Below are 3247 nucleotides of genomic sequence, written 5' to 3'. Positions count from 1 at the left end.
GGTGAGCGTGGAGCTGTTCGGCTCCCTCTCGGCCACCGGCGTGGGCCACGGCACCGACCGCGCCGTGCTGCTCGGTCTGGCAGGGCACGAGCCAGACCACATCGACCCCGACCAGATCGCCCCCGCCATCGCACAGATCCGCCAGAGCGGCACGCTGGCGTTGCTGGGCGAGCATGCCGTGCCGTTTGTCGAAAAGGACCACTTGCTGTTTCGCCGCAAAAGCCTGCCGCTGCACCCCAACGGCATGGCGTTCCATGCACTGGATGCGCAGGGCAACGACGTCGCCATGCGCGAGTACTACTCCGTGGGCGGCGGCTTTGTGGTCGACGCTGCAGGCCAGCGCGTGCTCAACACCCCGGCCAGCGCGGGCGCCGACACCGCAGGCCACGGCCAGGGCCTGCCACACCCGTTCCGCACCGGGGCTGAGCTGCTGGCGCAGTGCCGCGCCACCGGCTTGAGCGTGGCCCAGCTCATGGCCGCCAACGAACAGCATTGGCGCAGCCCTGCTGAGGTGCGGCGCCAGCTGCTGGCCATCTGGCAGACCATGGCGGGCGCCGTGCAGCGCGGCTGCGCCAGCACCGGCACCCTGCCCGGCCCCATGCATGTGCGCCGCCGTGCGGCCGAGCTGCACAAGAACCTGAGCCGCTCACCCGAGGCCGCGCTGCGCGACCCGCTGTCCATGCTGGACTGGGTGAACCTGTACGCCATGGCCGTGAACGAAGAAAACGCCGCGGGCGGCCGCGTGGTGACGGCCCCTACCAATGGTGCAGCGGGCGTGATCCCGGCCGTGTTGCACTACTACGTCAACTTTTTGCAGGGCCCCATCCCGGCCAACGACGACGGCATTGCCACCTTTTTGCTCACCGCCGGCGCCATCGGCATCATCTACAAGGAGAACGCCTCACTCTCCGGCGCCGAGGTGGGCTGCCAGGGTGAAGTGGGCGTGGCCTGCTCCATGGCCGCTGGCGCGCTGGCCGCTGTGATGGGCGGCACGCCCGAGCAGGTGGAGAACGCGGCCGAGATCGGCATGGAGCACAACCTGGGCATGACCTGCGACCCCGTGGGCGGTCTGGTGCAGATCCCCTGCATCGAGCGCAACGCCATGGGCGCGATCAAGGCCATCAACGCCGCCCGCATGGCGCTGCGCGGCGACGGGCAGCACGTGGTCTCGCTCGACAAGGTCATCAAGACCATGATGCAAACCGGCGCGGACATGAAGGTGAAATACAAGGAGACATCGCGCGGCGGGCTGGCGGTGAATGTGGTCGAATGCTGAACCGTGCCGCCTACCGGCCTCTATTGCAGCCCCTCTCGCGGCACGTTTCGTAGCCCCTTCACCTGCATGCATCTGCCGCCGGACCTGCCCACACCCTTGCCACTGGAGCGCTGGCTCAACCGCCTGGGCGCGCTGGTGATGCCGCTGGCGCTGCTGGTCGTGCTGCTGCTGTTTTTGCAATGGCCGTTGCGCGACGGGTGGGGCGCGGGGTCCAGCCAGGCCAACGACCTCGCGCAGGTGCTGTTTGCGCTGTATGTGGCCGTGGCCCTGCGCCACGCGGACCGGCGCGGCGCCCACCTGGTCAGCCGCCCCGACCTCGCCCATGCGGGCCGGGGCCGGGTGCGCGCCATGCGCCTGCTGGGCGCGCCCCTGGCCGTGCTGCCCTGGGCGGTGTTTGTGTGCATCAACGCCGCGCCCACGGTGTGGCGGTCGGTGCGGGGGCTGGAGAGTTTTCCTGAAACCGCCAACCCCGGCTACTTCGCCATCAAGCTAGCCTTGTTGCTGCTGGCCGTGCTGCTGGCCCTGCAAGCCCTGGCCGACCTGTGGCGGGCCGTGCACACGCTGCGCACGCCAAATAGCGCACCGGCTGACCACGCATGAGCGCCATCCCATGAACGCCATCGGCCTGTTGCTGCTGGTGCTGGCCCTGGTGCTGATGATGACGACCGGCTGGGCCACCTACGCCGTGCTGCTGGGCGTCAGTACCCTGGGCGCGGTGGCGGGCCTGGCGCTGGGCGCGTTTGATGGCGCGGTGCTGCGCAGCCTGCCGGAGCGCGTGGTGGGCCTGCTTGAACACGACCTGCTACAGGCGCTGGTGCTATACGCCGTGGTGGGCGCGCTGCTCAACCACCTGGCACTGGTCAACGGCCTGTACAGCGGCCTGCGCAAATTGTTGGCGCGCGTGGTGGGGCAACGGGCCGCGCCCGACATGGCGGGCCTGGGCGTGGGCATGCTGATGGCGCCCATGAACGGATCGGTGGGGGCCAGTCTGGTGACCCTGTCGCACACCGCCGGGCAGGCCTGGGCCCACGAAGGCATGCCGCCCGCCCGACGCACCGCCCTGGTCGCCGTGGCCAGCACGCTGGGCATCATCGTGCCGCCGTCGCTGGTGCTGTTGCTGCTGGGCGATGCCATGCTGCGCGCCCACACCGAGGGCCTGACCCTGGCCACGCAGCTGGGGCTGGCCAGCGCCCGCGCAGGCACCCGCATCATCAATACCCAGGATGTGCTGCAGGCTGCCCTGGCCCCCGGTGCGCTGCTGCTGGTGTTGTGGATGGGCGTGACCTGGTGGCTGGCCCAGCGCCGCGCTGTCGGCATCGCCGATCAAGGGGTCGCGTCCACAGCACCCGCGCCCCTGACCCGCAGCGAGCGCTGGACGTTGGGCGTGGTGCCCATGCTCATCGTGGCCCTGCTGGCACTGGTCACCACCGGCCGCGTGCGGGCGGTAGAGGCCGCCGCCACCGCCGGGGTGCTGCTGCTGGTGTGGGGCATGGCGTCGCACCAGCTCACGCTGCGGCGGCTGGCGCAGGTGCTGGACGATGCCATGGCGCTCACCGGCGCGCTGTTTGCGCTGCTGGTGGCGGCAGTCACGTTCTCGCTGGTGCTGCGCGCCTACGGCACCGATGTGCTGGTGGCCGAATGGATGCGTGCCCTGCAGGGCCAGCCCCTGCTGGCCATGGGGGTGGTGCTGGCCGTGCTGCTGGGCTCGGCGTTTGTGCTGGACGCGTTCGAGCTGATCTTTCTGATCATTCCCATCGTCATTCCTCCCTTGCTGGCGCTGGTGGACGACGCGGCCTGGGTGGCCGCGCTCACCTTGCTGGTGCTGCAGGCGGGGTTCCTGCTGCCGCCGCTGGGCTACGCGCTGGTGCTTTCCCGCGCCCAGGTGGCGCCCCGGCCTGCCATGGGCGCGGTGGCGCGTGCGCTGGCGCCCTACCTGCTCTGCCTGGCCGGCGTGATCGCCCTGGTGATGGC

General features: G+C 70.4%; 3 protein-coding genes. All 3 read left to right on the top strand.

What is annotated here, in order from left to right:
* A partial coding sequence (locus tag DBR23_RS19190; protein WP_233250575.1) for an L-serine ammonia-lyase occupies window positions 1–1276 on the top strand: 1276 nt, incomplete at its 5' end.
* Between the two features lie 66 nt (window positions 1277–1342).
* Complete coding sequence (locus DBR23_RS19185) at window positions 1343–1876, top strand: C4-dicarboxylate ABC transporter substrate-binding protein (protein WP_108499270.1); 534 nt, start codon at window positions 1343–1345, stop codon at window positions 1874–1876.
* A 10-nt stretch (window positions 1877–1886) separates the two neighbouring features.
* A partial coding sequence (locus tag DBR23_RS19180; RefSeq protein WP_108499269.1) for a TRAP transporter large permease subunit occupies window positions 1887–3247 on the top strand: 1361 nt, incomplete at its 3' end.

It is taken from the genome of Acidovorax sp. HMWF018, from assembly GCF_003061035.1.
GTDB classification, from domain to species: domain Bacteria; phylum Pseudomonadota; class Gammaproteobacteria; order Burkholderiales; family Burkholderiaceae_C; genus Acidovorax; species Acidovorax delafieldii.
The sequence above is the reverse complement of the archived record's forward strand: the minus strand, read 5'-3'. Positions and strand labels throughout refer to the sequence as shown.